This window comes from Nocardia sp. FBN12 (assembly GCF_050320175.1).
In the GTDB taxonomy this organism is placed as follows: domain Bacteria; phylum Actinomycetota; class Actinomycetes; order Mycobacteriales; family Mycobacteriaceae; genus Nocardia.
The window spans coordinates 4,526,886-4,553,806 of the sequence record NZ_CP190048.1 but is presented as its reverse complement, the minus strand read 5'-3'; the positions used below and the strand labels follow the sequence as shown (position 1 = coordinate 4,553,806).

General features: G+C 68.0%; 23 protein-coding genes, 1 tRNA gene and 1 pseudogene. 11 read left to right on the top strand and 14 right to left on the bottom strand.

Annotated elements, in window-relative coordinates; all coding sequences use genetic code 11:
- Nucleotides 1-54: 54 nt before the first annotated feature.
- The gene (locus ACQHI0_RS21610; protein WP_427903661.1) at nt 55-1,503 is read right to left on the bottom strand and encodes a zinc-dependent metalloprotease; all 1,449 of its coding nucleotides are present in this window, start codon (nt 1,501-1,503) and stop codon (nt 55-57) included.
- Between the two features lie 127 nt (nt 1,504-1,630).
- Here ACQHI0_RS21610 and ACQHI0_RS21605 point away from each other — a divergent pair, with 127 nt between their 5' ends.
- Entirely contained in the window at nt 1,631-2,653 is a 1,023-nt protein-coding gene (locus ACQHI0_RS21605) for a YlbL family protein (protein ID WP_427903660.1), read from the top strand.
- 125 nt (nt 2,654-2,778) lie between these two features.
- On the opposite strand, the gene ACQHI0_RS21600 is transcribed toward ACQHI0_RS21605, so the two are convergent.
- Entirely contained in the window at nt 2,779-3,357 is a 579-nt protein-coding gene (locus tag ACQHI0_RS21600; RefSeq protein WP_427903659.1) for a PPA1309 family protein, read from the bottom strand.
- 157 nt (nt 3,358-3,514) lie between these two features.
- On the opposite strand from ACQHI0_RS21600, the gene ACQHI0_RS21595 reads away from it, so the two are divergent.
- Entirely contained in the window at nt 3,515-6,499 is a 2,985-nt protein-coding gene (locus tag ACQHI0_RS21595; protein ID WP_427903658.1) for a UPF0182 family protein, read from the top strand.
- A 67-nt stretch (nt 6,500-6,566) separates the two neighbouring features.
- Here ACQHI0_RS21595 and ACQHI0_RS21590 read toward each other — a convergent pair whose 3' ends face one another.
- Nucleotides 6,567-7,109, bottom strand: coding sequence for a transglycosylase family protein (locus ACQHI0_RS21590; protein WP_427903657.1), 543 nt, complete (start codon nt 7,107-7,109; stop codon nt 6,567-6,569).
- 356 nt (nt 7,110-7,465) lie between these two features.
- Here ACQHI0_RS21590 and ACQHI0_RS21585 point away from each other — a divergent pair.
- Nucleotides 7,466-7,539: transfer RNA gene (locus tag ACQHI0_RS21585), tRNA-Met, on the top strand.
- Between the two features lie 118 nt (nt 7,540-7,657).
- On the opposite strand, the gene ACQHI0_RS21580 is transcribed toward ACQHI0_RS21585, so the two are convergent.
- Complete coding sequence (locus ACQHI0_RS21580) at nt 7,658-8,275, bottom strand: TetR/AcrR family transcriptional regulator (RefSeq protein ID WP_427903656.1); 618 nt, start codon at nt 8,273-8,275, stop codon at nt 7,658-7,660.
- Between the two features lie 91 nt (nt 8,276-8,366).
- Here ACQHI0_RS21580 and ACQHI0_RS21575 point away from each other — a divergent pair, with 91 nt between their 5' ends.
- Nucleotides 8,367-8,801, top strand: a complete 435-nt coding sequence (locus ACQHI0_RS21575) for a nuclear transport factor 2 family protein (RefSeq protein WP_427903655.1) — start codon at nt 8,367-8,369, stop codon at nt 8,799-8,801.
- Nucleotides 8,794-9,618 carry an NAD(P)H-binding protein gene (locus tag ACQHI0_RS21570; protein WP_427903654.1) on the top strand — a complete coding sequence of 275 codons (825 nt, stop codon included), beginning with the start codon at nt 8,794-8,796 and terminating at the stop codon, nt 9,616-9,618. The genes ACQHI0_RS21575 and ACQHI0_RS21570 overlap by 8 nt, the downstream gene beginning before the upstream one ends.
- Nucleotides 9,619-9,693: 75 nt before the next feature.
- Here ACQHI0_RS21570 and ACQHI0_RS21565 read toward each other — a convergent pair whose 3' ends face one another.
- From ACQHI0_RS21565 to ACQHI0_RS21550, 4 genes are all read right to left on the bottom strand, one after another.
- The gene (locus ACQHI0_RS21565) at nt 9,694-9,951 is read right to left on the bottom strand and encodes an HPr family phosphocarrier protein (protein WP_427903653.1); all 258 of its coding nucleotides are present in this window, start codon (nt 9,949-9,951) and stop codon (nt 9,694-9,696) included.
- Between the two features lie 26 nt (nt 9,952-9,977).
- Nucleotides 9,978-12,233, bottom strand: coding sequence for a PTS fructose transporter subunit IIABC (locus tag ACQHI0_RS21560; protein WP_427903652.1), 2,256 nt, complete (start codon nt 12,231-12,233; stop codon nt 9,978-9,980).
- 73 nt (nt 12,234-12,306) lie between these two features.
- Entirely contained in the window at nt 12,307-13,299 is a 993-nt protein-coding gene (locus ACQHI0_RS21555; RefSeq protein ID WP_427903651.1) for a 1-phosphofructokinase family hexose kinase, read from the bottom strand.
- Nucleotides 13,296-14,063, bottom strand: a complete 768-nt coding sequence (locus tag ACQHI0_RS21550; RefSeq protein ID WP_427903650.1) for a DeoR/GlpR family DNA-binding transcription regulator — start codon at nt 14,061-14,063, stop codon at nt 13,296-13,298. The genes ACQHI0_RS21555 and ACQHI0_RS21550 overlap by 4 nt, the downstream gene beginning before the upstream one ends.
- Nucleotides 14,064-14,324: 261 nt before the next feature.
- Here ACQHI0_RS21550 and ACQHI0_RS21545 point away from each other — a divergent pair, with 261 nt between their 5' ends.
- On the top strand, nt 14,325-15,143 hold the full coding sequence (locus tag ACQHI0_RS21545; RefSeq protein ID WP_427903649.1) for an amino acid-binding protein: 819 nt from the start codon (nt 14,325-14,327) through the stop codon (nt 15,141-15,143).
- Between the two features lie 3 nt (nt 15,144-15,146).
- On the opposite strand, the gene ACQHI0_RS21540 is transcribed toward ACQHI0_RS21545, so the two are convergent.
- The gene (locus ACQHI0_RS21540; protein WP_427903648.1) at nt 15,147-15,371 is read right to left on the bottom strand and encodes a hypothetical protein; all 225 of its coding nucleotides are present in this window, start codon (nt 15,369-15,371) and stop codon (nt 15,147-15,149) included.
- A gap of 80 nt (nt 15,372-15,451) precedes the next feature.
- On the opposite strand from ACQHI0_RS21540, the gene ACQHI0_RS21535 reads away from it, so the two are divergent.
- Nucleotides 15,452-16,627, top strand: coding sequence for an alpha-hydroxy-acid oxidizing protein (locus tag ACQHI0_RS21535; RefSeq protein ID WP_427903647.1), 1,176 nt, complete (start codon nt 15,452-15,454; stop codon nt 16,625-16,627).
- A gap of 134 nt (nt 16,628-16,761) precedes the next feature.
- Entirely contained in the window at nt 16,762-17,517 is a 756-nt protein-coding gene (locus ACQHI0_RS21530; RefSeq protein WP_427903646.1) for a DUF6319 family protein, read from the top strand.
- A gap of 104 nt (nt 17,518-17,621) precedes the next feature.
- On the opposite strand, the gene ACQHI0_RS21525 is transcribed toward ACQHI0_RS21530, so the two are convergent.
- Nucleotides 17,622-19,097 carry a diguanylate cyclase gene (locus ACQHI0_RS21525; protein ID WP_427903645.1) on the bottom strand — a complete coding sequence of 492 codons (1,476 nt, stop codon included), beginning with the start codon at nt 19,095-19,097 and terminating at the stop codon, nt 17,622-17,624.
- Between the two features lie 292 nt (nt 19,098-19,389).
- Here ACQHI0_RS21525 and galK point away from each other — a divergent pair, with 292 nt between their 5' ends.
- The 3 genes and pseudogenes from galK (at nt 19,390) to ACQHI0_RS21510 (ending at nt 22,605) form a co-directional block, all read left to right on the top strand.
- Nucleotides 19,390-20,496: a galactokinase gene (gene galK, locus ACQHI0_RS21520; RefSeq protein WP_427903644.1), complete on the top strand. Its 1,107-nt coding sequence runs from the start codon at nt 19,390-19,392 to the stop codon at nt 20,494-20,496.
- 152 nt (nt 20,497-20,648) lie between these two features.
- A pseudogene (locus tag ACQHI0_RS21515) lies at nt 20,649-22,344 on the top strand (sodium:solute symporter family protein).
- A 12-nt stretch (nt 22,345-22,356) separates the two neighbouring features.
- Nucleotides 22,357-22,605: a hypothetical protein gene (locus ACQHI0_RS21510; RefSeq protein WP_427903643.1), complete on the top strand. Its 249-nt coding sequence runs from the start codon at nt 22,357-22,359 to the stop codon at nt 22,603-22,605.
- 37 nt (nt 22,606-22,642) lie between these two features.
- On the opposite strand, the gene ACQHI0_RS21505 is transcribed toward ACQHI0_RS21510, so the two are convergent.
- From ACQHI0_RS21505 to ACQHI0_RS21490, 4 genes are all read right to left on the bottom strand, one after another.
- On the bottom strand, nt 22,643-24,223 hold the full coding sequence (locus ACQHI0_RS21505) for an alkaline phosphatase D family protein (protein ID WP_427903642.1): 1,581 nt from the start codon (nt 24,221-24,223) through the stop codon (nt 22,643-22,645).
- A gap of 62 nt (nt 24,224-24,285) precedes the next feature.
- Nucleotides 24,286-24,618, bottom strand: coding sequence for a hypothetical protein (locus ACQHI0_RS21500; protein WP_427903641.1), 333 nt, complete (start codon nt 24,616-24,618; stop codon nt 24,286-24,288).
- A 64-nt stretch (nt 24,619-24,682) separates the two neighbouring features.
- Entirely contained in the window at nt 24,683-26,137 is a 1,455-nt protein-coding gene (locus tag ACQHI0_RS21495) for a PepSY-associated TM helix domain-containing protein (RefSeq protein ID WP_427903640.1), read from the bottom strand.
- 219 nt (nt 26,138-26,356) lie between these two features.
- A complete protein-coding gene (locus tag ACQHI0_RS21490; RefSeq protein ID WP_427903639.1) occupies nt 26,357-26,917 on the bottom strand; it encodes a hypothetical protein in 561 nt (186 codons plus the stop codon).
- Nucleotides 26,918-26,921: the final 4 nt, after the last annotated feature.

Genomic DNA, 26,921 nt, shown 5'->3' with positions numbered 1-26,921 from the left:
GTGTTGCGCCACCGAGATCGGAAGTTTTCTCACCGACCTCGGTGGCGGCGCCGATCAGGACTTGCCCGCGCCGGAATCCGGGTCGGAATCGCCCTCGTCACGCGGGGTTTCGTCGGAATCGGCCTTGTCGAGCTTGGCGGCGTCACGCTCACGCGCCTCGGTCTCGGCCAGCTGGGCCATCGGGTCGTCGAAAGCGCCTGTGCCGCCGCCGATCACCGAGTCGATGAACCCGGCAGGAGAGTCGAGGTCGGTGGAGTCGGGCAGCAGGTCGGGGTGCTCCCACACCTTGTCGCGCCGCTCCATCCCCGCATCGGTGGTCAGCCGCCGCCACAGCGCCGACGCCTCCCGAACCTTGCGTGGTCGCAACTCCAGCCCGACGAGCGTGGCGAAGGTCTGCTCGGCGGGTCCACCGGTCGCCCGGCGGCGGCGCAGCGTCTCCGACAGCGCGTTCGCGCCGGGCAGGCGCTCACCCACCGCGTCGGCGACCACGACGTCGACCCAGCCCTCGATCAGCGCCAGCAGGGTCTCCAGGCGCTCGAGTGCCTGCTTCTGCTCGGGTGTGGTCTGCGGTTCGAACGTGCCCTGGGAGAGCAGCTCCTCCAGCTTGGACGGGTCGCTCAGCGACATCGGGTCGATGCCCTGCGCGGCCTCCTCGATCGCGGAGAAGTCCATCTTGATGCCGCGCGCGTAGTCCTCGACGGCGCCGAGCACCTGCTGACGCAGCCACGGCACATGCGCGAAAAGCCGCTGGTGGGCGGCCTCACGGGCGGCCAGGAACACCATGATCTCGCTCTCGGGCTGCTCGAGCCCCTCGCTGAACGCCGAGATCGCTGTCGGCAGCAGCGCCGCGGTACCGGCCGGGCCGAGCGGCAGACCGACATCGGTGGAGGTCAGTACCTCCTTGGCCAGCTGGCCGAGCGCCTGACCGAGCTGGGAACCGAATGCCAGCCCGCCCATCTGGCCGAGCATGCCGACCATCGGCCCGGCGAACTGCTTGGCCTCCTCGGGCAACTGCGCTGTCCACATGCCGGAGATCTGCTCGGCCACCGGATCGCACAGGCGCTTCCAGGTGGGCAGCGTCTCTTCGATCCAGTCGTTCGGTGTCCACGCGACCGTCTTGGTGGCGCCGGCGGGCAGCACGGTGGCGCCGTCGAGCCACAGTTCGGCCAGGTGCGCCGCATCGGTCACCGCGGTGGTGGTGCTCGCGGCGATCGGGGCGATGGTGGAGCCGAGCTGCTGGCGCGCGAGGCGCTTGGCGACGTCGTAGTTGACCGGCCCGGACTGCGAGCCGCCGGGGCCCATGCCCTGGCCCATGCCGCTGATCATCTGCCCGAGCTGGCTCAGCATCTGGCCCAGCTGCGACGGATCGAACCCGCCCGCACCACCGGCGCCGCCCGCGCCGAACCCGAACGGATCGTTTCCGCCAGGTCCGTTGCCCTCGTCGCGACGCTTGCCGGAATCGTCGTCGTCGCCGGTCGAGAAGCCGAAGGGGAGATCGCTCATACCTCTTACGTTACGCGGGACCCCTGGGGCTTCGGTGTTCGCGCATCGCGAAATCGCGCGGCTTCGCCCCCGCGCAAATGCGTGCCACTGCCGTCGGTCACGGTCGTTGATCACTACTGTGGTCCGAGTGAATCGTCGGATCCTCACCCTGATCGTCGCCCTAGTCCCCGTACTCGTGCTCGGCGTGGCCGGCAGCGTGGTCACCGTGCCGTTCGTCGCGCTTGGCCCCGGCCCCACCTTCGACACCCTCGGCCAGGTGGAGGGTAAGCCGGTGGTCGACGTCACCGGCGCGCCATTGGATCCCACGAGCGGGCAGCTCAATATGACGACCGTTTCGGTGCGCGACGGGCTGAACCTGTTCGAGGCGTTCGGGTTCTGGGTCAGCGGCGAGCACGGTCTGGTGCCGCGCGCCGAGGTGTATCCGCCCGGCGTGTCACGCGAGGAGGTCGACAAGTCCAATCAGCAGGACTTCAAGGATTCCGAGAGCGATGCCGAGGTCGCCGCGCTGCACTATCTGAAGATGCCGACCGTCGTGCTGGTCCGCGGACTCGGTGAGGAGGGCCCGGCCAAGGGCGTGCTGGAAGTCGGCGACGAGCTGATCAGCATCGACGGCACCCCGATCGCCACGCCCAAGGATGTGATCGACATCGTCGGCACCAAGGGCCCCGGCACGACCATCAGCGTCGTCTACCGTCGCGGCGACACCGAGCAGACCACCCCGATCACCCTCGCCCCTCGCCCCGGCGACGAGGCCAAGGGCTACCTCGGCATCACGCCGGGCGAAGGTGGCCGTCCGCCGCTGCAGGTCGAGTTCAACCTCGCCGATATCGGCGGACCGTCGGCGGGACTGATGTTCAGCCTCTCGCTGATCGACAAGCTCTCGCCGGGCGAACTCAACGGCGGCAAGTTCGTCGCGGGCACCGGCACCATCGACCAAGACGGCAAGGTCGGCCCGATCGGTGGCATCCAGTACAAGATGATCGCGGCGCGTGAAGCAGGCGCGGAAACGTTCCTCGTCCCCGCCGACAACTGCAACGAGGCCGGTCAGCGCGCTCCCGAGGGCCTGCGTCTGGTGAAGGTCGACACCCTCGACACCGCGATCACCTCGCTGGCCGAGATCAACGCGGGCCGCGAACCCGTCAGCTGCTGAATATTCTGCGGCTGGTGCCGCGGTTCTCGGCGCTTGACTCCACCTCTTCCCTCCCTACGGGCGCTCCTTCGTCGCACCCTCCGGTCAGTCCATCGGCGCAGGCGCGCCGAGAACACCGGGGTTGATCATTCCAAGGTGTGGTGCAGGGCCTCGACCAGGCCCGGTGCCAGGTTGGGGTAGGTGCGCAGGTCGAGATCGCCGAAGCCGTCGTCGTCCTCGGGGCGGATCTGGAGCAGAACCAGGGTGGCACCCTGGCGCAATACGCCCGCGATGAGCCGGGCGTCGCGGCGGCCCGGATGCGCGTGCGCGGCGGCGCGCCCGGCCGCGTCCGCGGCTTCGTCGTCGGCGAGCAGCGGTACCAGCGCCTCGTCGAGATCGCTCTCGGCATCGGGCGGCAGCACCACGATCTCCTGCACCAGCACGCAGCCCTCGACCGCGGGCGGCCAGGTGGTGGTGGCCAGGAACTCGTCCAACGCCATCGACCCGCCGGTGATGTCGTCGGGAAAGGCTTCCTGGGCAACAGGGGTCAGCTCGCTGCCGTCGTCGAGCTGATCCTGCAGGTCGGGTTCGGCAGCGGCCAGGTCGGCGGTCGGCACCAACGCGAACATCTGCGGCGGGTTTCCCCAGCCCTCGGCGTCGGCGAACTCGACGACCTCGCGCACACAGCGGGCGAGGAGAACTTCGGCGTGCTCGTCTTCGGTCACCCGCACATCCAATCATTTTCGGCCCAGCCGCTTGCACGGTGTCCGATTTCCGTAGAGTGGGCGCCAACGGTCCGGCAACGGATCACCCCGCAACATTCGGACTGCGGTGACTGCGCCGATCACGGCGCGGAACCGCCGGAGCATGGAGAGTGGCACCGTGGGCATGCGGCCCCCCACCGGCTTACCTTCGTTGTCCCGACGCAGCCGTGTGCTGCTGGTGACGGCAGTCGTCCTCGCGGCGCTGTTGCTGCTCGGGCCCCGCTTCACCGACGCCTATACCAATTGGTTGTGGTTCGGTGAGGTCGGTTATCGCAGTGTGTATCTCGGCGTGTTGTGGACGCGGGTGATCCTGTTCGTCATCGTCGCCTTGTTCGTCGGCCTTGTGGTCTGGGCGGCGCTGCTGCTGGCCTACCGATCGCGCCCGGTGTTCGTGCCCGTCGCCGGGCCCAACGACCCGATCGCGCGCTACCGCACGACCGTGATGAGCAAGCTGCGGCTGTTCGGCGTCGGCATCCCGGTGCTGCTCGGCGTGCTGTCGGGGCTGGTCGCGCAGTCGAATTGGGCGACGGTGCAGCTGTTCCTGCACGGCGGTGAGTTCGGCCAGCAGGACCCGCAGTTCGGACTCGACATCGGTTTCTACACCTTCGATCTGCCGTTCTACCGGATGGTGCTGAACTGGCTGTTCGTCGCCGTGGTGATCGCGTTCTTCGCGAATCTGGTGACCCACTACGTGTTCGGCGGCCTGCGGCTGGCCGGGCGCGAAGGCACCCTCACCAGGGCTGCGCGCGTGCAGCTCGCGGTGATCGCCGGAATCTTCGTGCTGCTCAAGGCGGTGGCGTATTGGTTCGACCGGTACGACCTGTTGTCGAGCACGCGCAAGGAGCCGACGTTCGGTGGTCCCTCGTTCACCGATATCAACGCGGTGCTGCCCGCCAAGCTGATCCTGCTGTCGATCGCGGTGATCTGCGCGATGGCGTTCTTCGCCGGGATCGTGTTGCGCGATCTGCGGGTCCCCGCGATGGCGGCGGCGCTGTTGGTGCTGTCGTCGATTCTGGTCGGTGCGGTGTGGCCGATGGTGGTCGAACAGTTCTCGGTGCGCCCCAACGCCGCCGAGAAGGAGAGTCCGTACATCGAGCGCAATATCCAGGCCACGCGCGAGGCGTACGGGATCACCGACGACAAAGTCGAATATCAGGACTACAAGGGCAGCTCCACGAAGAGCCCGCTCGAGGTTCCAGCCGACGCCGCGACCATCGGCAACGCCCGGCTGCTCGACCCGAATATCCTCTCGCCCACCTTCACTCAGCTGCAGCAGCGCAAGAACTTCTACGGCTTCCCCGAGTCGTTGGACATCGACCGCTACAACCTCAACGGTGACCTGCAGGACTACATCGTCGCCGCGCGCGAGCTGCATCCGGCCGCGCTGTCGGGCAACCAGAAGGACTGGATCAACCAGCACACCGTCTACACCCACGGCAACGGCTTCGTCGCCGCGCCCGCCAACCGGGTGAACAAGCCGCAGTCCGAGGCGCAGAGTGCCGCGGGCGGCAGCGATTCGGGTTATCCGCTGTTCATGGTGAGCGACCTGTTCACCAAGGTCGAGGACCAGCAGATCAAGGTCGACCAGCCGCGCATCTACTACGGCGAGCTGATCGCCCAGACCGATCCCGACTACGCCATCGTCGGCACCGCCGAGGGCCAGGCGCCGCGCGAATACGACTCCGACGAGGCGCAGTTCACCTATGACGGCAGTGGTGGCGTGCCGATCGGGAACTGGTTCAACCGGCTCGCCTTCGCGGCCAAGTACGCCGAGCGCAATATCTTGTTCTCCTCCGCGATCAGCGAGGACTCCAAGATCCTGTTCAACCGTGGTCCGCGCGACCGGGTGCAGAAGGTCGCGCCGTGGCTCACCACCGACGGCAACGCCTACCCGGCGGTGATCGACGGCCGCATCAAGTGGATCGTCGACGCCTACACCACCCTCGACAAGTACCCCTACGCTCAGCCGACCTCGCTCGACGGCGCGGTCGAGGACAGCATCGACAAGAAGACCGGGCGCGTGATCCCGCGCAAGGAGGTCAGCTACATCCGCAACTCGGTGAAGGCCACCGTCGACGCCTACGACGGCACCGTCACCCTGTACGAGACCGACACCACCGACCCGGTGCTCAAGGCCTGGCGAGGCGTCTTCCCGGACGCGGTCAAGCCGCAGAGCGAGATCTCGCCCGAGCTGCGCGCGCACTTCCGCTACCCGGAGGACCTGTTCAAGGTCCAGCGCGACATGTTGACGAAGTACCACGTGGACAACCCGCGTGAGTTCTTCACCAACAACGCGTTCTGGTCGGTGCCAAGTGATCCGACGATCGAGGGCGGCACGTTCAACCAGCCGCCGTACTACGTGCTGCTGGGCGATCCGAAGACCACCAAGCCGGTCTTCAACCTGACCTCGGCGATGGTCGGCTACAACCGGCAGTTCCTCTCGGCCTACATCTCGGTGCGCTCCGATCCCGAGAACTACGGCAAGTTCACCGTGTTGCAGTTGCCGACCGACTCCCAGACCCAGGGCCCGCAGCAGACACAGAACTCGATGACCACCGCCGACGCGGTGTCGCGCGAGAAAACCCTGCTGTCGAACTCGAACAAGATCCGCTACGGCAACCTGCTCACGCTGCCGGTGGCCGACGGCGGCATCCTCTACGTCGAACCGTTCTACAACGAACGCAACACCGGTTCGTCGACGTTCCCGCAGCTGCTGCGCGTACTGGTGAGTTATCGCGACGCGGCGGGCAGCGTGAAGGTCGGGTACGACTCGACATTGGCCGGGGCACTGAATCAGGTGATGCCGGGTGCGGGTTCGCTGGCGACACCGTTCGGTGGCGATCCGGCGGTGAAGCCTAAGCCGGGAGTGACCCCACCGGTCGACCAGGGCACCGTCACGCCGCCTACCGGCGGGACGACGCCGCAGCCGGGCACCACACCGTCCGCGACTTCGCCGACCCAGGAGGCCGCGGCCGCCGAGGTCAGCCGCAAGATCGAGGCGGTGCGCACCGCGATGCGCAGCGGCAACTTCACCGATTACGGTAAGGCCCTCGACGAACTGGACGTCGCGATGAAGGCGTACCAGGACGCCGCAGGCCGGTAACCACCCGAACGGCAAGAAAGGCCCCGTCGTGATGACGGGGCCTTTCTTGTGCAGGGGGAACGGTGGATCAGCCGCCGATCGAGGCGATCAGCGGAGCATTGGCGGTGAGCAGGTCCTGGTACTGGCCCGCGACACCGTACTGGTCGGCCAGCGCCTGACCGGCGGCCTTGGCCTGGTCGACGGCGACCTGGACATCGGTCTTGGCCTGGGCGGGCAGCTGGACCGGCAGTTCGACGGCGGGCTCCTCGACGACCTCGGGCTCGGACGCGCCCGACTGCAGGTACTGGCCGCAGTGCGGCCACGCGCCGACGCCCTGGCTGGCGAGCACGTTCTCCGCGACGCGGATCTGCTCTTCCTTGCTGGCGTTGTGCGCCGAGCCCTGGCCGCCGTTGGCCGCCCAGGTGCTCTGCGAGAACTGCAGGCCGCCGTAGTAGCCATTGCCGGTGTTGATACCCCAGTTGCCGCCGCTCTCGCACGCAGCGACTCCGTCCCAGTTGTAGGCGGCGGCGGAGGCGGTGCCGGTGGCGAGGCCGAACGGAACGGCAACAAGGGCGCCGGCGATGGCGGCGACGCCAAGGGCGCGGGTGCTGAATTTCCGGGTCTCAGTCATGGAGAAGACGCTAACCAATGAATCGATACCGATCACATCTTGATAACGGGTGAATTCTATGGTTGGAACAGATGCCTTTTCAAGGTTTACGCTGCATAGCCGGTGGGAATACCTAGATTCCGGTCGGTCTGTTATTGGTTCGTTATGTGTTCGGGATCACGCGGTAATAGTGACACCGCTCACCGAAAATCGGCACCGACTCGTCCGATTGCTGAAATGTGTGATGACTGCCACATTCGAAGGCTTCGCGATGCGGTGTTGCCCGTCGGAGATTGTGCCCGCAGGCGAGAAAACCCGCACTGACCTCGCGATTTGGCACCCACGCTCACCTGTGTGTAATGTTGTGTTCACACCGACGCGGGGTGGAGCAGCTCGGTAGCTCGCTGGGCTCATAACCCAGAGGTCGCAGGTTCAAATCCTGTCCCCGCTACAAGTGGCCCCAGGTCAGAGGAATTGAAATCCCTCTGACCTGGGGCTTTTTTTATGCGCTGGTCACGCGCGAAGGAAAGCGACCTCCGCGCGCTGTCAGGCCTCCGGGCCCATCTCGTCTAGGGCTGCGGATGTGCTCCGTTGTCCGTTGCGGCGCCGAGGGCGCGCAACAGCACCTCTGTGAGGGAGTCGAGATAGCCGGGCTCGAGTCGGCCTCGGCGGACGGACAGTCGCCAGTAGAGCGGTCCGGCGAGGACGTCGAGTGCGATTTCGAGATCGAGACCGGGCGACAGCTCGCCGCGGGCGACGGCGCGCTGGAGGATCTCCGCGCCGCGGGCGCGTCGCGGGATGCCGATCATGGCCTCGATCGCCGCGGCGAGCTCCGGGTTGCGTGCCATCTCAGCTACCAGGTCGGGCAATATGCGGAAGAAGAGCGGATGGCTCAACCATTCCAGCATCGAGGCGAGGATTCCCCGCACGTCGCCGCGCAGCGAGCCGGTGTCGGGCGCTGGAGCCAGCCCTACGCTCAGTTCCGAGACCACCGCGATCGCCATGTCCTGCTTGGAAGGCCATCGTCGGTAGAGCGCGCTCTTGCCCACACCTGCGCGTTTGGCGACTGCCTCCATGGACAGCCGGGCGTACCCGTGCTCGGCCAGCTCCACGAGGACGGCGTCGGTGATGGATTTGGTGATCGCGGGCTGAAGCACGGCGGCGCCGGTCGGGGTGCGACGAGTCATGTGGAGAGTTTAGCGGGTGGACGGGACGGTATCGTCCCGTGTACGTTGGCGTCGGGACGGTACCGTATCGTCCGTATTTCAGGAGGTTTCGATGACCCCACTCGAACTCGTCGACCGGGCTCTCGACCTATTGCTCGCCAAAGACATGGCAGGATTCGCGGGTCTGTGGTCGGCGGACGGTGTGCTGGAATTCCCGTTCGCGGCGCCGGGCTACCCGGACCGAGTGAGCGGTCGTACTGCCATCGCGCAGTACCTGCGCGACTACCCCTCGATCCTGGATGTTCGCGAAATTCCTGAGCGGCGTGTGCATCAGACCGTCGACCCGGCGGTGGTGATCGCCGAGTTCGACGCCACGGGTGTCGTGGTCGCGACCGATTCTCCCTATCGGATGCGCTACATCGCCGTGATCACCGTGCACGACAACGAGATTCATTGCTATCGGGATTACTGGAGCCCGCTCGCCGCTGCCGAGGCGATGGGTGGCTCCGCAGCGCTCACCGCGGCCTTCGGCGGATCCGATGTCTGAGGTTCTGGTCACCGGCGCGACCGGGACGACCGGTAGCCGCGTCGCGGCCTTGCTGAGCGATCGCGGCGCCACCGTGCGAATGGCGACTCGCACACCGAACAGGGCCGCTCACGTTCGCTTCGAATGGGGCGAGACCGGCACGTACGGACCGGCTCTGGGCGGGGCGGTGTCGGCTGTCTACCTGATCGCCCCGGTAGGTGTGGCGGAACCGGCCGCCGTCGTGCGGCCGTTCCTGGACGAGGCTGTCGCGCACGGTGTTCGACGAGTAGTACTGCTCGGTTCGTCGGCGGTGCCTGCGGCGGCGGAGGGAATGGGCGCCCTCTACGACCTCGTGCGCGAGAGCGTTCCCGAGTGGGCGGTGCTGCGGCCGTCGTGGTTCATGCAGAACTTCACTGGTGATCATCTGGTCGCGCGTGGTGTGCGCGCGGGCGAGATCGCCACCGCTACCGGCGACGGCCGTGTTCCGTTCGTCGACGCGGGCGATATCGCGGCGGTCGCCGGACACGCACTTCTGGATCCGGTTCCGCACAACTGCGAACATATTCTGACTGGACCGGCGGCGCTGAGCTACGCCGAGGCAGCCGCGATCGTCAGCGCGCGAATCGGGCGATCGGTCGTTCATCGCCACCTGTCGACAGGGGAGTTGCGGACGCGGATAGTCGAATTCGGCATTCCCGAAGAGTTCGCCGGCATGCTCGCTGCCCTCGACGACGACATTCGCGGCGGGGCGGAGGACCGGGTGACCGATACCGTCGAGCAGGTCACCGGCCGTCCTGCCCGCGCTTTCGCCGCCTTCGTCGAGCGGGAGATGAGCTAGGAGAGCGATCCCGCACTGCCCCACCCACCAACTCTGGTGGGTGGGGCAGTGCGGGCCGACAACGTCGTAGCCGTGCTAGGCGTCCAGGTCGCTGGCGACGAGTTCGGCGATCTTGTCGAGGGTGGGCTGATCGTCGCTGGTAATGACCACTTGGGCGCCCTGGCCCGCGCCCAGGGTCATGATCATCAGCGCGGAACCCGCGTCCACCGGGTCGCCGCCGGATACGGCGATGGTGACGGGAACGCCTGCCGCGCCGACCGCTTCGGCGATCAGGGCCGCGGGGCGCGCGTGCAGGCCGACCGAGGAGCCGACGGTGACGGTGGTGCTGGCCATGGGATATCTCCTTGTGTGCGAATGGATTACGCGGTGGTGAGAACAGGGGCGACGGACTGCTTGCGGGTGAATTCCTTGGCGAGGGTGACGCAGGCGGCGGCGACGAGCGTGCCCGCGACCAGCGACGCGAGGAACCAGGCCAGGTGCCCGATCGCGAAGAACACGAAGATGCCGCCGTGTGGTGCGCTCAGGGTGACGTCGGTGGCCATGATCAGGCCGCCGGTCACCGCGCCGCCGACCATCATCGACGGCAGCACCCGCAGCGGGTCGGCCGCGGCGAACGGGATAGCGCCCTCGGAGATGAACGAGGCGCCGAGCAGCCAGGCGGCCTTGCCGTTCTCGCGTTCGGCCTCGGTGTAGAGGCGCGGACGCAGGACGGTCGACAGGGCCATCGCCAGCGGCGGCACCATGCCCGCGGCCATCACGGCGGCCATGATCCGCAGCGTCGCGGTGTCGGTGACCGACAGCCCCGCGGCGGCGAACGAATAGGCCGCCTTGTTGACCGGGCCACCGAGGTCGAAGCACATCATCACGCCCAGGATCACACCGAGCGCGATGGCGGAGGTGCCGGACAGGCCGTTGAGCCAGTCGGTGAGTCCGTTGGTCACCGCGGCGAGGGGCTTGCCGAGCAGGACGAACATCAAGATGCCGACGATCGCCGAGGCCAGCAGCGGGATGACCACCACCGGCATCAGTCCGCGGGCCCACCCGGGCACCGGCAGTTTGCTCACCCAGAGGGCGGCGAATCCGGCGACCAGGCCGCCGACCAGGCCGCCGAGGAATCCCGCACCGACGAAGACCGCGATCGCGCCCGCCGTGAAGCCCGGAGCCAGACCGGGGCGGTCGGCGATCGCGAAGGCGATGTAGCCGGCCAGCGCCGGGACGAGGAAGCTGAAGGCGAGCGAGCCGATCTGGAAGAGCACGGCACCGAAATAGGTGGCCAGGCCACCGTCGGGTAGGTCGGTGATCGAATTGTCGAGCACGATCGTTTTCGCGCTCTCGGAGATCTCGTATCCGCCGAGCAGGAAGCTCAGCGCGATCAGTAGGCCGCCCGCGGCGACGAACGGGATCATGTAACTGACGCCGGTGAGCAGGATCTGTCGCAGGCGAGTGCCCCAGCCGATGCCCTTGGCCGCTGCCCGCGAGGGCGCGGGTGTGGTACCGCCGACGGTGGCGGCGCCCGGATCACCGCTCGCCGCAACGGCTTCCGCGATCATCGTGTCGGGTTCGTTGATGGCGCGTTTGACGCCCGACTCGATCACCGGCTTGCCCGCGAACCGGCCACGATCCTGCACGCCGACATCGGTGGCGAAGATGACGGCGTCGGCGGCGGCGATCGTGGCCGGATCGAGTTTGTCGCCGCCGCTCGAGCCCTGGGTTTCGACTGCCACGTCGACTGCTGCCCGTTCGCCCGCGGCGACCAGGGAATCAGCGGCCATATAGGTATGAGCGATGCCGGTGGGGCAGGCGGTCACGGCGACGATCTTCTTCGGTGCGCCGGATTTCGCTGTGCTGACGGTCGATGTCTCGCCCGTGGTGGCAACCTCAGCCGCTCCCGCCCCGGTGGGGGCTGCCGTAGCGCCGCCGGACGCTGCCACGCCAGACGCGGCCGCCGCGCCGCCGCGGGCGGCCGACGAGTCGGAGGCGGGAGTCGTGCCGGGATCGCCGCTAGCGGTGGGCGGACCGGTTCCGTCGGCAGCGGAGGGCGATTTCGTTGCGCTGACGGCGGGCGCCTCGGCTGCACCAGCCGATCCGGTCACTGCTGTGCCACCCGCCGCAGCAGCGGTGGAAGACGTTGTCGCGGTGGTGGATCCGCTCGTGGCCGGCGGGGGATTGATGACGCCGTCGACCAGAGCGACCACATCGTCCGGAGTCGCGGCGGCGCGCAGGTCGGCGACGAAGGCAGGCCGGACCAGCGCACGAGCCAACGACGACAACAGCTTCATGTGCTCCGCGCCCGCACCTTCCGGAGCGGCGATCAGGAAGACCAGGTCGGCGGGCCCGTCCGGGGCACCGAAGTCGACGGCGGGGGCGAGGCGGGCGAAGGCCAGCGACGCCGCGGTGACGGCGGCCGATCGGCAGTGGGGGATCGCGATGCCGCCGGGCAGGCCGGTTGCCGATTGCGACTCCCTGGTCAAGGCGGCCTCGGCCACCGCGGCGGCGTCGACTGCGCGGCCCACACCGGCGAGATTGCCCGCGAGTGCGGTGATCACCGCACTCTTGTCGGTGCCGAGGTCGGCGCCCAAAGCGATCAGTTCGGGAGTGATGATCGAATCGGCCATCGTCGTGTCTTTCCGGAGAGGGGGTGGGGCAGGGGCGTTTCGGGGTCGGGTGGTGCCGGCGATCTGCCGGTGCTCATGCGGGGGCCGGTGGTCGGTCGGCGGCGCGGAGGCGGTCGGCGGTGACGGCATCGAGCGCAACGTCCGCGCGGCCGGGCAATTCGGTGCCGGGCAACGCGGTGGCGGCGCTGCCGTAGGCGACGGCGGCGCGGAGGCAATCTGCGGGGGAGGCGCCCGCGAGGTCGGCCAGAAGGTAGCCGGCCAGGGCCGAGTCGCCCGCGCCGACGGTGCTGCGCGCGACGATGGGTGGGGCCGCGGCGAACCACGCGTCGCCGGCGGTGACCAGGACCGCGCCCGCCGCGCCGAGGGTGGCCAGCACCGCGCCGACGCCGCGGTCGATCAGGGTAGCGGCGGCTGCGGCCGCGGCCGTGGGGTTTTCGAGTTCGATGGCGTCGAGGCCGGTGAGCTGGGCCAGCTCCTCGGAGTTCGGTTTGATGAGATCCGGTGGGGCACCGACTGATTCGTCGAACAGGGCGAGCAGTGGAGCGTCGGAGGTGTCGACGGCCACGCGCGTGCGGCGATTTCCGTTCGGCGACACGCGCAGCGTGGACAACGTCGCGACGAGCTGCGCGTACCAATCGATCGGCACGCCCGGCGGCAACGACCCGGACAGCACGATCCACTCGGCGCCTGCGGCCAGCTCGACGAGCAGTGCGGTGAGTTCGGCCAGATCTCGCGCCTGCAACGGAAAGCCGGGTTCATTGATCTTGGTTGTGGTGCCGTCGGTTTCGGCGATGGTGAGATTCACCCGCGGTCCGCCCGCTACCGGTACCGTGCGGAATTCGATTCCCGCCGTGCGCAATCCGTGCACCACCGGGTCGTCGTCGGCGCCCGGCAGCACGGCCAGTACCGGCGCCCCGCTCTCGGACACCACCCGCGCGACATTGACCCCCTTGCCGCCGGGGTGCGACGTGACGCTCGCCGCGCGATGCACCTGCCCGCGCCGCAACGGCTCGGTGAGGGTGACCGTGCGGTCGACGCTCGGGTTCGCGGTCAGGGTGACGATCATGCGAGCACCATCTCGATTCCTTCGGCGGCCAGCTCAGTCCGTGCGGTGGCCGGGAGGTCGGTATCGGTGACCAGGACGTCGATATCGGCGGCACTGCCGAAGCGCACGAAGTCCTCGCGCCCGATCTTGCTCGCGTCGGCGACCACGACGACCCGATCGGCGGCGGCGATCATCGCGCGTTTCACGGCCGCCTCCTCCGGATCGGGGGTGGACAGCCCGTGTCGCACGGTCAGCGCGTTGGTACCGAGAAACGCGACGTCGACCCGCAATTCGCCGAGCAGCCGCAAGGTCTCGGCGCCGACGGCGGCCTGGGTGACCCCGCGAACCCGCCCGCCGACCAGGTGCAACCGCACGCCGGCGAACCCGGTGAGCCGCGCGGCGACCGGCAGCGAATGGGTGACGGCGACCAGATCGACGTCGACCGGCATGGCCGCGGCCACCCGCACGGTCGTCGTGCCCGCGTCGAACAGCACGCTGCCGCCGCCGTCCGGGAGGTATCGCTGCGCGAGTTCGGCGATCCGGTCCTTCTCCGCGGCGCGGGTGCTGTCGCGTTCGGCGGTGCCGGGTTCGAACGTGGTGAGCGCACCGGAACCCACCGCGCCGCCGTGCACCCGCCGGATCACGCCCAGCCGGTCGAGCACCGCGAGGTCGCGGCGCACGGTTTCGGTGGTGACCCCGTACCGGTCGGCGAGTTCGGCGACGGAGACGCGCCCGCGATGCCCGATCAGCGTCGCGATCGCCTGCTGCCGTTCCTCGGCGTACATGGGTTCCTCCGGTCTCCGTGAATCTGTACTCATGTTGTTTTATGCCCGCTTGTGTTGTTTTGTCAATGATTATTGGTGAGCCGAGTCACAATCGTTGCTGTCGACTATCGGGAAAGTGGTGCCCGTGATCACATCGGCGCCGCGCGGGTGCTCGGTATCACCGAGGCCATCAGTGCAGGTAGACGGCTTTCGCGGCGGCTTTCACGTTGCTGTTACGTGTCTCGTCCAAGATCGACACGAATGCTCGTGACGCTGACTCGCATGTGGCGTTTCGCAGTGCGACCCCGTGTCACGGCCCTGGCCTGCGAGGTGTGCGGCAGACTGCCGCATCCGGGACGGGCCAGGCTCACTCTCGCCAAACTCGCGGCGGTGTTCCCGGTGGAACTCGCACTGCACGCGCTGGTCGTCCACCTGCACCCGCCGTACCTGGTGACCGTCGCGCTGCTGACGATCACCACCACGATCCTGGTGATCTGGGTGGTGGAACCGTCGGCGATGCGGATGCTCGGCGGCTGGCTGCACAGCCCGGAGCTGCGCCACCGCGAGCGAATAGACGCGGCACCCGCGCTGTGGCGGATCCGCGTGCGCCTGGCCGACCGACCCGGCGCGCTCGAGACCCTGGCCAAGCATCTCGCCCACTGTGACGCCAACATTCTCACCGTGCACGTGCACCAACTCGAGGATGCCGTCCTCGACGAACTCGTCGTCGCCGCACCGGCCGAGGTCACCTCGCACACGATCACCTCCGCCGTGGAGCACGCGGGAGGTTCGCAGGTGCGGGTCTGGCCGGCGACCGTGCTGTCGCTGATCGACGGTCAGACGAAGGCGCTGGCCATCGCCGCCCGTATCGTCAGCGATCCGGACGAATTGCCCTTGGCCGTGGCCGAACTACTCGGCGCGCGCTACCTCGCGCCCGGCACGCCGGAGGTGACCGAACCGGGCGAGGGCACCCTGCTGGAATTGGACCGCGACGATCGTCGCTGGGGTTTCGTCCGCCCGGACGAACCTTTCACGCCCGCCGAGATCGCCCGCGCGCATCGGCTCGCCGATCTGGCGGCCCTCACCGTGCGGCGGCGATGAGCTTCAGTCGAAGCCGAGGTCGGCGGTGAGGGGATCGCGTAGGGCGCCCTCGGCGGCCCGCAGTCGATCGGTGACCGAGGTCAGCAGGTCCATCGAATCCTGAGAGAGCCCGAGCGCGAGGCGGGTCAGGTGACGGGTGGCATCGCAATGGAAGCGATCGGCGAGTAAGGCGTCCGGATCGGCGGGCGCAGCCGAGTGATCGACGACGGTCACGGCAGGGGCACTCACAATCTCGTATTTTCGAGTATGACGCACCTTACATCTACCCTGCGGTCCATGAACCCCGGTCGGCGTGCGAAAGTGCAGCAATGAGTCAGTTCGCCGACTATCAGAACGAGATCTACCTGGCCGCGCTCGGTGGGATCCAGCCCGAATTTCCCATGGATTACGCGACGCTCGAACGCAAAGCCACTGCGGCGCTGCCGGATTCGCTGCTGAACTACATCGCGGGCGGCGCGGGCGACGAGCTCACGCAGCGGCGCAATGCCGAGGCTTTCGCGGACTGGGGTCTGGTGCCGCGGATGCTGGTCGGCGCCACCGAGCGCGATCTCTCCGTCACCGCGTTCGGCCACACCTTCGCGAGCCCGCTGTTTCTCGCGCCGGTCGGCGTGATCGGTCTGGTCGGCGAGCAGGGCCACGGTGATATCGCGGTGGCACAGGCGTCGGCGCAGACGGGTGTGCCCGCGATGTATTCGACGCTGATGGAGGATCCGCTCGAGGACGTGCGCCCGCACGCAGGCGACACGCCTTCGTTCTTCCAGCTGTACACGCCGAAGAACCGTGAGCTCGCCGAGAGTTTGGTACACCGCGCCGAAGCCGCGGGTTATGCGGGAATCACCGTCACCCTCGACACCTGGGTGCCCGGGTGGCGTCCGCGCGACCTCGCGAGCGGCAACTTCCCGCAGCTGCGTGGCCATGTGCTGAAGAACTACACCAGCGACCCGGTCTTCCAGCAGATGGTCGGTTCCGACGACCCCAAAATGATTGTCCTGCACTGGATCGCGACCTTCGGTAACTCGCTGACCTGGGATGACCTCGGCTGGTTGCGGTCGATCACCGATCTGCCGCTGATCCTCAAGGGCATCTCCCACCCCGAGGACGCGCGCAAGGCGATCGACTTCGGGGCCGACGGTATCTACTGCTCCAATCACGGTGGGCGCCAGGCCAACGGCGGTCTGAGCGCGCTGGAGACCTTGCCCGCGGTCGTGGCCGCCTGTGATGACCGCGTGCCGGTGCTGTTCGACTCCGGGGTGCGCTCGGGTGCTGACGTGGTGAAAGCGCTCGGACTCGGCGCGAACATGGTCGGGCTCGGCAGGCCGTATGTGTACGCGCTCGCGCTGGGTGGTGTGCGTGGGCTGGTGCATCTGCTGCGCAGTTACGCCGCCGAGGCGGACCTGTTGATGGCGGTCAACGGCTATCGCGATGTGGCTGGGGTGCGTGCGAACATCCGGCCGGCAACGCGCGGGAACGCCACTCTCGGCTGATCGGAACGTGTCAGGAAACCCGTCGCGAGAGGGGTTTTGGGGCCGGGATGGCGGCTCGGGCGAGAACTTGTCGGTGCCGTGCGGCATCATCGGTGCGACAGACCACGCTGTAGCACCAACCCCCGGAGTCCACGATGTCCTCGCCGAGCACGAAGTCCGCATCCCGCCGATCAGCACCGCCGGTCCTGTCCGACGCCGAGCTCGCGCGTATCGCAGGCGAGCTCGCGGAGGGGAAACCGCCGATGGTGTGGTTCACGGCCGCCGCAGTCGGTGTCGCCGAAGGGAAGTCGGGCAAGGTCGTCGCGCTCGGCGATCCGTCCGACGGCGACTTCCTGCAGGTGCGGCCGACCGGTTCCAAAGATGTGCTCTCGTTCGGCCCGAGCGAGGTGACGCTGACCAAGCCGGCCCGCGGGACTACGGTAGCGCCCGGCGGGCCCGCACGGACCCGCCAGGAAAGTGTCCCCGCGCCGAGCAACCGAAAGGACAACACTGTGACCCAGCCGTCGACCCTGCCGAGCACCGCTACGCCCGCGCCGAGGTCGCTCGCCCCGGTACCCGACGACGCCGCCAAGCCCGCTCCGGCGGCGCCGCGGCCCGCGAAAGCTCCCGCGGTGCGCAAGACCAAGGTGGCCGAGGTGACTGTCACGCTCACCGGTACCGCCGACGGTGAGTGGACTGTCGATGTGGTGAACGGGAAGAAGCGCAGTGTGAAGGGGATGGCGGTGAGTAGTGCGGCCGTTGCCCAGGCTGCCAAGATCTTGCACCCCGAGGTGGAGGAAGTGGTGGAGGGGATTCTGGAGGCCGCGCGGGGGGCCCAGCAGGCGAAGGTCGCGCAGTTGCAGGCCGAGTTGGAGGCCGCGCGGAAGTTGTTGGAGGAATTGGGAGATTAAGTGTTCGGGGAGTCGTGACCCACTGATCGAGCACGGACATGGGTAACTCCCCAGCCGCCTCCCCGCCGTAAGGCACATGACGCAACCGAGAGCGAACAGTCGAGCTACCGGGCGACTCGCAGAATATGCGGGGTGGCGGGGCTGTCGTGGAAGCTGAGGCCGAGGCGGTATTCCTTGGCGTGGTACATCGCGGCGTCGGCGGTGCGGATCAGGTCGTAGATGGTTTTTTCGGTGGGGCGGGTGGTGACGCAGGCGACGCCGATGCTGGCGGTGATGGGGATTTCGCCGCAGCTCAGTTCGAAGGGGCGGATGAACGCTCCGAGGAGGTGTTCGGCGAGGACGGCGGCTTCGGCTCGGGTGCGGGGGGCCAGGACTACGAATTCGTCGCCGCCGTAGCGCGCGGTCAGGTCGGTGCTGGCGGTGGTGCGGCGGATGCGGGAGGCGGCGTTGGCGATGAGTTCGTCGCCGACGGCGTGGCCGTAGCTGTCGTTGACCATTTTGAAGCCGTCCAGGTCGATGAACAACAGGCACAACGGTTTTCCGGCCCACTGGTCGCGGTAGCGCAGGGGTGCGCGCAGCAGGGCTGAGCGGTTGAACAGGCCGGTCAGAAGGTCGTGGTCGGCTTGGTATTGGGCTCGGCGCTCGCTGCGCATGCTGCGGGCGATCGCGCGTTCGCTGCGCACCAGCACACCGACCAGCAGCAAGGTGAGCAGCGAACAGATCACCACGCGGTCGGCGACCCCGAGATCGGCGCCGACCACGCTGATCAGCGAGGCCGCCACCAGCGCCACGGCGATCATCCCGGCCCGCTGCCGTGACCGATGGGGATGCACGTCCTCGGCGTCGCGGAGCGCACCCATCGTCGGCTGCACCGCGGCCAGCCCGGCCAGCAGATACGCCCACTGCTGTGGCACCAACGCGATCTCGGGGTCGACGGTGATTGTTCCTGCGGCAGTGAGGCTTTCGGTCAACCCGCCGACGAGCACGGCGATCAGCGCCGCCTGCAGCAACCGCAGCGAGGTCTCCGAGCGAACCACCGTCGCGAGCGAGTGCGCGAGCACGGTAGCCAGCAGCGCGTGGATCACGGGGTAGCTCGCGGCCAGTGCGGTATCGACGAACCCGGTGCTGTGTCGCAGAATCGGCGAGATCAGGAAGGTCCACGAGGCCAGCAGAGCGCTGAGCCCGATGAGCGCCGAGTCCAGCCACAGGTCACGGGCATGGCGGAGCCTGCGCGGCTGCAACCAGCCGACGGCGGCGAGCCCGAGACACAGCGAGGCGGCCAGGGTGCACAGATCGTCGACCGGATGCCAGCCCGGGTGCAGCCCGGGCGCGCGTATCGCGGTACCGGCGGCGAACATCGGGACCGAGGCTGCCAGCAGGTACCAGGGCAGTCGGTGCGTGGGTCGATGGCGATACATGCCGTAGCCGATCATCGCCAGCGAGCCCGCGACGATCACGACGAGTAGTAAAAACGGTAGCGCGCGCCCACCCGCCAACGGCGCGATCAGCACGGCCCCCGCCGCACCGAGTAGCACCACGCACCATCGCAGGCTCCCGTAGCGTCTCTCGCTGATGGTCATCAGCCCCCCTCGATCTTGCTGCGCACGCGACGAGCGCCGATCGAAGGTGAGGCCGGTGAATCACTCGAAGTATCGGCCGAGAGCACCGAGTGTTGTTGTCCGAGCACAATCCCCAGCCGGCAGCGCCGACGCTCAAAACCTTGACAACTGAGTCGATCATGACACGTCGACGGCCGTGCTGTCGACGTGTTGGGAGCATTGCCGGATACCGATTCGGCACGCGGTGCCGCACATTTGCCCGCGCCGATGGCCGGTGGTGGCATCGTCGCAGGAAACGGAAGGGGACGGACAGGTGGAGCAGTGGATCGCGCCCGGTCGGGTCAACATCATCGGCGAGCACACCGACTACAACGACGGGTTCGTGCTGCCCATCGCGCTGTCGCTCGGTGTCGTCTGCGGGGCCGGGCCGCGCGGTGACGGTCTGGTGCGGCTCGCCTCCGTCCAGCGTCCCGGCGAAGTCGTCGAGGTGCGGGTCGATGATCTTGCGGCGCACCGGGACCGGTTGCCGAGCTGGGCGCGCTATCCGCTCGGTGTCGTCGACGAGTTCGTCCGCGGCGGATATCGAGTCACCGGGGTGAACCTCGAACTCGACGGCGCGGTACCGATCGGGGCGGGTTTGTCCTCGTCAGCGGCCCTGTGCTGCGCGGTGACGATCGCGCTGCGCGATCTGTTCGCGCCCGAACTCACCGAGCGGAGCATGGTCGAGATCGCCAGGGCCGCGGAGAACGGTTTCGCCGGTGTGCCGACCGGCCTGCTCGACCAGTCCGCCTCGATCCTGTGCACCGAAGGCCACGCCCTGTTCCTCGATGTCCGTGCGTTTACCATGGCGGAACCCGGTGCCTCCGAACAGATTCCGTTCGACCTCGGTGCCGCCGGGCTCACCCTGCTCGTCGCCGACACCGGTCAACCGCACGACCTGTCCGACGGTGGATACGCCGAGCGCCGAGCGCAGTGTGACGCCGCCGCCGACGCGCTGAACCTGTCCGCCCTGCGCGACGCCACCACCGAAGACATTCCGCGCCTGCGGGATCCGCTCCTGCGCCGCCGCGCGACCCACGTGGTCACCGAGAACGCACGGGTACTCGCTGTCGTCGACAAGCTGCGCGCCGGTGCGGACCCGCGCAGGATCGGCGAGCTGCTCACCGCCTCGCACCGGTCACTGCGCGACGACTTCGAAATCTCCGCGCCCCCACTGGATCTCGCGGTCGACGCCGCACTCGACGCGGGTGCGCACGGCGCGCGGATGGTCGGTGGCGGCTTCGGTGGCAGCATCATCGCCCTGGTCGACCATGCCGACTCCGTCGCCGAGCAGATCATGAAGCGCTTCGCCACCGCGGGTTTCGCCCCGCCCCGCGCCTTCACCGTCGAACCCGCCGCGGGCGCGCACAAACTGGATTGAGCAGGTGTCCATTTTGTTCTGCCCGATTTCGTGGTGACGCAGGACACGAGCGCGCACAGTAGAGGCATCCGAACAGTTCGACGGGCGCCGCCGCCCGCGCCGTATGAACGACGCTCGTGTGCCGCCCGGCTCCAGGCCAGGAGGAATCCGCTGTGCTAGAAGCCTCATCGACACTGCGACTGGACGCCGCTCCGGTCGACTACGCGCTGGTCGCCCTGTATTTCGTCTTCGTCCTCGGCATCGGCCTGATCGCTCGGCGCCGGGTGTCGTCGAGCGTCGACTTCTTCCTGTCCGGGCGCTCGCTGCCCGCGTGGGTGACGGGCCTCGCGTTCATCTCCGCCAATCTGGGCGCCGTGGAGATCATGGGTATGTCCGCCAACGGCGCCCAATACGGTTTCCCCACCTTCAACTATTTCTGGATCGGTGCCGTGCCGGCGATGCTGTTCCTCGGCGTGGTGATGATGCCGTTCTACTACGGCTCCAAAGTGCGTTCGGTGCCGGAATTCATGCGCAGGCGCTTCGGCACCGGCGCGCATCTGGTGAACGCGTTGAGTTTCGCGATCGCTCAGGTGCTGATCGCGGGCGTGAACCTCTACCTGCTCGGCACCATCGTGAATGTGCTGCTCGGCTGGCCGCTGTGGATCTCGGTGGTCGCGGCCGCCGCAATCGTGCTGTCCTATGTCACCCTCGGCGGGCTCTCCGCCGCCATCTACAACGAGGTGCTGCAGTTCTTCGTGATCGTCGCCGCCCTGTTGCCGCTGACCCTGGTGGGTCTGCACCGCGTCGGCGGCTGGGACGGTCTGCAGGACAAGGTAACCGGCTCGCCGGGCGGCGCCGATCAGTTGCAGACCTGGCCGGGTAATGCGATGAGTGGGTTCACCGACAATTTCGCCTCGATCATGGGCATCGTGTTCGGACTGGGATTCGTTCTCTCCTTCGGCTATTGGACAACGAATTTCGTCGAAGTTCAGAGAGCCCTTGCCACACACTCGATTTCGGCCGCGCAGCGCACCCCCCATCATCGGCGCCTACCCGAAGATGTTCATCCCGCTGATCGTGGTGATTCCCGGCATGATCAGCGCGGTCCTGGTGCCGCAGATGATCGAATACAAGCAGCAGGTCGCCGCGAATCCCGACTTCGAGGGCGATGTCACCTACAACCAGGCGCTGTTGTTCTTGATGAAAGAGGTTCTGCCCAACGGACTTCTGGGTGTCGGGCTGGCAGGTCTGCTCGCGGCGTTCATGGCCGGTATGGCCGCCAATGTCTCCGCTTTCAACACCGTGTTCAGTTTCGATCTGTGGCAGCAGTACGTGCGCAAGGATCGTCCCGACGGGTACTACCTGAAGGTCGGCAGGCTCGCCACGGTCGGTGCGACGGTGGCCGCGATCTTCACCGCGTTCATCGCGGGCGGGTTCAGCAACATGATGGACTACCTGCAGACCCTGTTCAGCTTCTTCAACGCGCCGCTGTTCGCGACGTTCATCCTCGGCATGCTGTGGAAGCGGATGACGCCGACGGCGGGCTGGGTCGGCCTTGTCAGCGGCACTCTCGCCGCCGTGTTCGTGTTCGTGCTCAACGAGACCGGCGTGACGAATCTGTCCGGACAGGGCGCCAGCTTCGTCGCCGCCGGTGCCGCCTTCGTGGTCGACATCGCGGTCAGCGTCGCGGTCACCATGGTGACCCAGCCGAAACCGGCCGCCGAACTGGTCGGCCTGGTGTATTCCGAGACCCCGAAGGCGATGCGCACCGACGCCGACGCCGACTCGCTGCCCTGGTACCAGCGTCCCGCCCTGCTCGCCGGGATCGCGCTCGTGCTGGTGATCGCCCTCAACATCATCATCGGATAAGGAGTCTCCACCATGCTTTTCGACATCCGCACCATCATCGGCGCGCTGCTCGGCAGCTACGGCGTCATCCTGGTGATCACCTCGTTGCTGCAGGACAGTGCCGCCCAGGAAGCCAAGACCGGCGGGATCGACGTGAACCTGTGGGCGGGCCTCGGCATGTTCGGGGTCGCGGTCGTCTTCGTCGGCTGGGCGCTGCTGCGTCCGGTGCAGGTCCCCGAGGCACCGACGATGACGATGGCGGAGTTCACCCCGGATTCATGAAGAGTTGCTTGTACGACGGCGTCCTTCGCGACAATTCTCAGGCGGAGGTCGCGCCGGGAATGCCGTCCTCGACAACGAAACTCGCGCGTGTGCTGATCGGTGCGCCCGGTCGGCTCACATAGGGCACAACGCGAAAGTCGGTGCGCCACTGTCGATGATCGAGTTCTACTCGGGCATAGCCGCGCTGGCGGTTGTAGAACTTGATGTCGGGGTTGGCGGCCAGCAGGGCTCGGCCCGCGTCCGTCATGTCGGCGCCGTCGCTGCCGGTGCTGATCGAGGTTCCGGTGAATTCGGTGGCCACGACAGGAGATTCGGGATCGGCGAAGTCGCGGCGGAGGTCGGCGACGTAGTTCTCGTGCCGGTCGCCGGTGATCACCACCAGGTTGTCGACCTCGTAGTCGGTAGCCGCGCCGAGCACCGTGTTGCGGTCGGCGACATAGCCGTCCCACGCGTCCGTGCCCAGGAGCAGGTCGGGGCCGGGGTCGTAATCGGACTGGGCCATGGCGACCTGGTTACCGAGTATCTGCCAGCGGGCGGACGACGCCGCGAAGCCGTCGATGAGCCAGTCACGTTGGGCCGCACCGAGAATAGTGCGATCGGTGTCGAAGCGGTCGGCGCAGCCGATGACCGCCGAGCCGTCGCCGCAGGCCTGCGGGGTGCGGTACTGCCTCGTGTCGATCATGGTGAACTCGGCGAGATCGCCGAACCCGTAGCGGCGGTGCAGGTGTATCGACGGGCCCGCGGGGAGTTGCGCGAGGCGCATCGGCTGATGTTCGTACATGGCTTGGAAGGCAGCGGCTTTGCGGCGCCGGAACAGCGGCGCTAGGCGGTACACGTCGAATCCGAGGCCGGGACTCTCACCGGCCCAGTTGTTGTCGAGTTCGTGGTCGTCGAAGGTGACCAGCCAGGGGAACGCGGCGTGTGCGGCCTGCAGCGGTGCTTCGCCTTTGGCCTGGGCGTAGCGCAATCGATATCCGGTGAGATCGACTGCCTCACCGGCGAGTTGGGGCGGCAGGTGCGCGCCGCGACGGGCCAGCACCCACGAGGATTCGTAGATGTAGTCGCCGAGGTGTACGACGAGGTCGAGATCTTCGGCGCTGAGATGCTCATAGGCGGTGTAGTAGCCCGAACTCCACGACTGGCACGACGCGAAGGCGAAACGGAGCCGCTCGGTCCGGCTGTCGGGCGCGGGCGCGGTGCGGGTGCGCCCGACCGGTGAGATCGCCGAGCCTGCCCGGAATCGGTAGTAGTACCAGCGATTCGGCGCCAGCCCGGCGACTTCGGGGTGCACGCTGTGCCCGAACTCGCGTGTCGCCACCGCCGAGCCCCTGACCACGACTTTCGTGAAGCGTTCGTCCTCGGCGACCTCGTAGTCGACGGTCACCGGGGCGACCGTCATCCCGCCGTACCCGTCAGGGGCGAGTGGGTCGGGGGCGAGTCGGGTCCACAGCACCACCCCGTCCGGGGTCGGTTCGCCGGAAGCGACGCCGAGCGAGAACGGTTCGCCGAGCCGTCGCGGCGCGGCGAACCTCGCGCTGCTCACCGCCGACACCCCCACCACCGCGGCGATCGAACCGGCCATACCGCCGTGCAGGAGTTGTCGGCGAGAGAGCGTCATCCTCGGATCCTCTCACCGCCACGGGGGAACCTACTCACCGGCGGGTTCCCACGGTGCGGCCGTCAGAGCCGGAAGATCCGCGAACCCACAGCCCAGCCCGCGCTGGACCAGTTCGGCCCGAAGCACGCCACCGTGCCTGCCTGGCCGACGGGCAGGTCCTGGCGGATCGTGTACGGGCCGACGGCGAAGGGCGCGATGTTGTATCCGATGCAGTCGACCTCGAGCCGGTAGCTACCCTCGCCGCCGTAGCACCCACCGTTGAACGCCCACGGGCCGTTCATCGACCCCTGGCAGCCGGAATCAGCAGTGGCTGTCCCCGCGCTGATCCCGGCCAGGGCGACCGCGACGACCGGAGCGGCCAGACACATCGCTACTGCGCGAACTGAGGTTCTCATCTAGAGCTCCGATCATCGAGGGACGTGGGTTACATGGGATGTTTCCTCGATACTCCGCCGTGCGTTACACCTTCTCGACGCGCGCGGCGAGTCCCAAGGCGACATCGATGAGCAGGAAAGCGAGCAGGCTCACCCCGATCAACGGCATGAACCAGCCGATCGCGACCGCCGCGGCCACCACCGGAACGGTGATCCACAGTGAGGTACGGCGCAGCACCCCGCGGCGAGGCGGGACGGGTAGCGCCGGCCGGCGCGCCGGGCGACGCTGCCACCACATGCGGTAGCCCAGCACGATCACCGTGACGAGGCCGACCATGATCGCGAGCAGCAGCAGCTGATTGACCAGGCCGAACAGCAGTCCCATGTGGAATGCGATGCCCCAGTTGGTGAGCTTGGCCATCAGCGGCCAGTCGGCGTAGGCCAGCCGGTCGGTGATCGCGCCGGACTCGCCGTCGACAGCGAGGGAATCGATGGAGTAGGTGCCGGGCAGGCGCAGTTCCTTGATCCCGAACGCCCGCTCCGGTGTTGCGGGGACGGCGATCTCGGCGCCCTGCGTGATGCCGTTGGCACGAGCTAGGGCGTACACGCGATCGAGTTGGGCGATCCTGGCCGCCGGGTCGACGGGCGCGGGCGCGGTGTGGCCCGCGCTGTGGTGCTCGCTCGGGGCGGGTGCCGCACCGGTGCCCGGCAGGGCGACGCTCACCGCAGGGGTGGTCCAGCTCAGTTCCTCGCGCAGTGTGGTGACGTTCTCGCCCGCATAGGTCGACCACGTCATGCCGGTAGCCGAGAGCAACAGCACCACAGGCAGAATCCACGCACCGATTGCGCCGTGCCAGTTCATCTTTCGACGCCTGGTCTGGGACAGATCCGGCCGGAGCAACCACCGCGCGGACCGGCGATCCCGGCGCTGACGCACCCGGTGCACCCACAGCACCAGCCCGAACAGCGCGATCACCCACAACCATGACGCGGCCAATTCGCTGTAGAGCCTGCCGGGCTCGCCCAGCCGCAGGCTGCGATGGAACTCGCTGAGCCAGGTGCGCAGCGGCAGCGCGCCGCCGCTGCCGTACACCACGGACTCGCCGACCGGCTGTGCGGTGTGCGGGTCGACGAACACCGAGAGCCGCTCGGAGTCGCCGAGTGCCGGGTCGTTGAACAGGACACGAGTGGTGTCGCCGTCGTTCGGGGCAGGGGCGACGGCCACCAGCGTCAGGTCCGGCCGAGCTGCGACGGCCGCGCCGACCTGCGCGGACAAGGCCTGGTCGGGCCCGCTGGTCTCGACCTGCAACAGCTCACGCGAGACGAATCCTTCGATCGTCGGCGCGATCGCGTACAGCGCGCCGGTGAGCGCGGCGATCAGGATGAACGGGGCGACGAAGATCCCCGCGTAGAAGTGCAGGCGCATGGCCAGCGGATAGAGGCGTAACCCCCGGCGTGCGCCGGAACGCGGACGGTCACCGGAGGCCGGTGGTGCCGAGGGGGAGTTCTCCTCGGCCGGACGAATGTCCGTGATGCTCATAGTGATTCATTTCTCGAGTACCGGAAAGCCCCAGTGCGCGCGAAGATGTCCGGCCGTCCGTCGGTATCGACAGGGATCACCTGCCCGCTCGGCGGCACACGGCGTTCACCTCTGGAGACATGGCTCAGAGGTGGCGTCAGCGTGCCGAACGGTCGACAACGAGGGCAGGTATGCGGACAGCGCAGGACGACACGTCTGTGCACTGGGATGAGGGAGAGTTCAGAAAGGAATCGCGAGCGGGGGAGCGCGGGTGCGCAGCGACCGCGTGGCGAAGATTCGCAGGATGACACGGTCGCGGTGGACCAGGCGCGACGGCGCCGGGTCGGGGATGCGGGGAGTGCGGTAGCGCAGCGGAAGGATCCGCGCCAGGACGGTGCTGCCGACCCGGTACGCGGCTTCGGCGCCAACGATCACCGCGGCCGCGACGATCGCGGCGATGGTGTGGGCTGTGAGCATGCCGAGTCCGAGGGAGTCGTCAGCCGAGTGCGAGTGCCCGGACCAGCTCATCGTGGTGTGCCCGATCAGCTGACCGCCCAGCAGCACCGTCGCCAACCCGACCGCGCCATTGCGCAACGGACCCACGCCGGCGACGAGCGCCCCGACCACCGCCGAGGCCGCCGCCAGCAACACGATCGCGGTGCTACCAGGCAACGACCCACCGGCGGCCATCCCGTGCGCCGCCAGCGACAGCGCTGCTGACATCGAGCCCGCGCAGGCACCACGCAGCCGCGCACCGACGGCACGCGACGGCGCGGGCGCCTGCTCGAACCCGATGATCACGCGC

Coding starts and splice junctions, on each gene's coding strand:
- ACQHI0_RS21610 (WP_427903661.1), bottom strand. CDS start 1,503: ATGAGCGATCTCCCCTTCGGCTTCTCGACCGGCGACGACGACGATTCC.
- ACQHI0_RS21590 (WP_427903657.1), bottom strand. CDS start 7,109: ATGACTGAGACCCGGAAATTCAGCACCCGCGCCCTTGGCGTCGCCGCC.
- ACQHI0_RS21580 (WP_427903656.1), bottom strand. CDS start 8,275: ATGACTCGTCGCACCCCGACCGGCGCCGCCGTGCTTCAGCCCGCGATC.
- ACQHI0_RS21575 (WP_427903655.1), top strand. CDS start 8,367: ATGACCCCACTCGAACTCGTCGACCGGGCTCTCGACCTATTGCTCGCC.
- ACQHI0_RS21570 (WP_427903654.1), top strand. CDS start 8,794: ATGTCTGAGGTTCTGGTCACCGGCGCGACCGGGACGACCGGTAGCCGC.
- ACQHI0_RS21565 (WP_427903653.1), bottom strand. CDS start 9,951: ATGGCCAGCACCACCGTCACCGTCGGCTCCTCGGTCGGCCTGCACGCG.
- ACQHI0_RS21560 (WP_427903652.1), bottom strand. CDS start 12,233: ATGGCCGATTCGATCATCACTCCCGAACTGATCGCTTTGGGCGCCGAC.
- ACQHI0_RS21555 (WP_427903651.1), bottom strand. CDS start 13,299: ATGATCGTCACCCTGACCGCGAACCCGAGCGTCGACCGCACGGTCACC.
- ACQHI0_RS21550 (WP_427903650.1), bottom strand. CDS start 14,063: ATGTACGCCGAGGAACGGCAGCAGGCGATCGCGACGCTGATCGGGCAT.
- ACQHI0_RS21545 (WP_427903649.1), top strand. CDS start 14,325: ATGTGGCGTTTCGCAGTGCGACCCCGTGTCACGGCCCTGGCCTGCGAG.
- ACQHI0_RS21535 (WP_427903647.1), top strand. CDS start 15,452: ATGAGTCAGTTCGCCGACTATCAGAACGAGATCTACCTGGCCGCGCTC.
- ACQHI0_RS21530 (WP_427903646.1), top strand. CDS start 16,762: ATGTCCTCGCCGAGCACGAAGTCCGCATCCCGCCGATCAGCACCGCCG.
- ACQHI0_RS21525 (WP_427903645.1), bottom strand. CDS start 19,097: ATGACCATCAGCGAGAGACGCTACGGGAGCCTGCGATGGTGCGTGGTG.
- ACQHI0_RS21510 (WP_427903643.1), top strand. CDS start 22,357: ATGCTTTTCGACATCCGCACCATCATCGGCGCGCTGCTCGGCAGCTAC.
- ACQHI0_RS21505 (WP_427903642.1), bottom strand. CDS start 24,223: ATGACGCTCTCTCGCCGACAACTCCTGCACGGCGGTATGGCCGGTTCG.
- ACQHI0_RS21500 (WP_427903641.1), bottom strand. CDS start 24,618: ATGAGAACCTCAGTTCGCGCAGTAGCGATGTGTCTGGCCGCTCCGGTC.
- ACQHI0_RS21495 (WP_427903640.1), bottom strand. CDS start 26,137: ATGAGCATCACGGACATTCGTCCGGCCGAGGAGAACTCCCCCTCGGCA.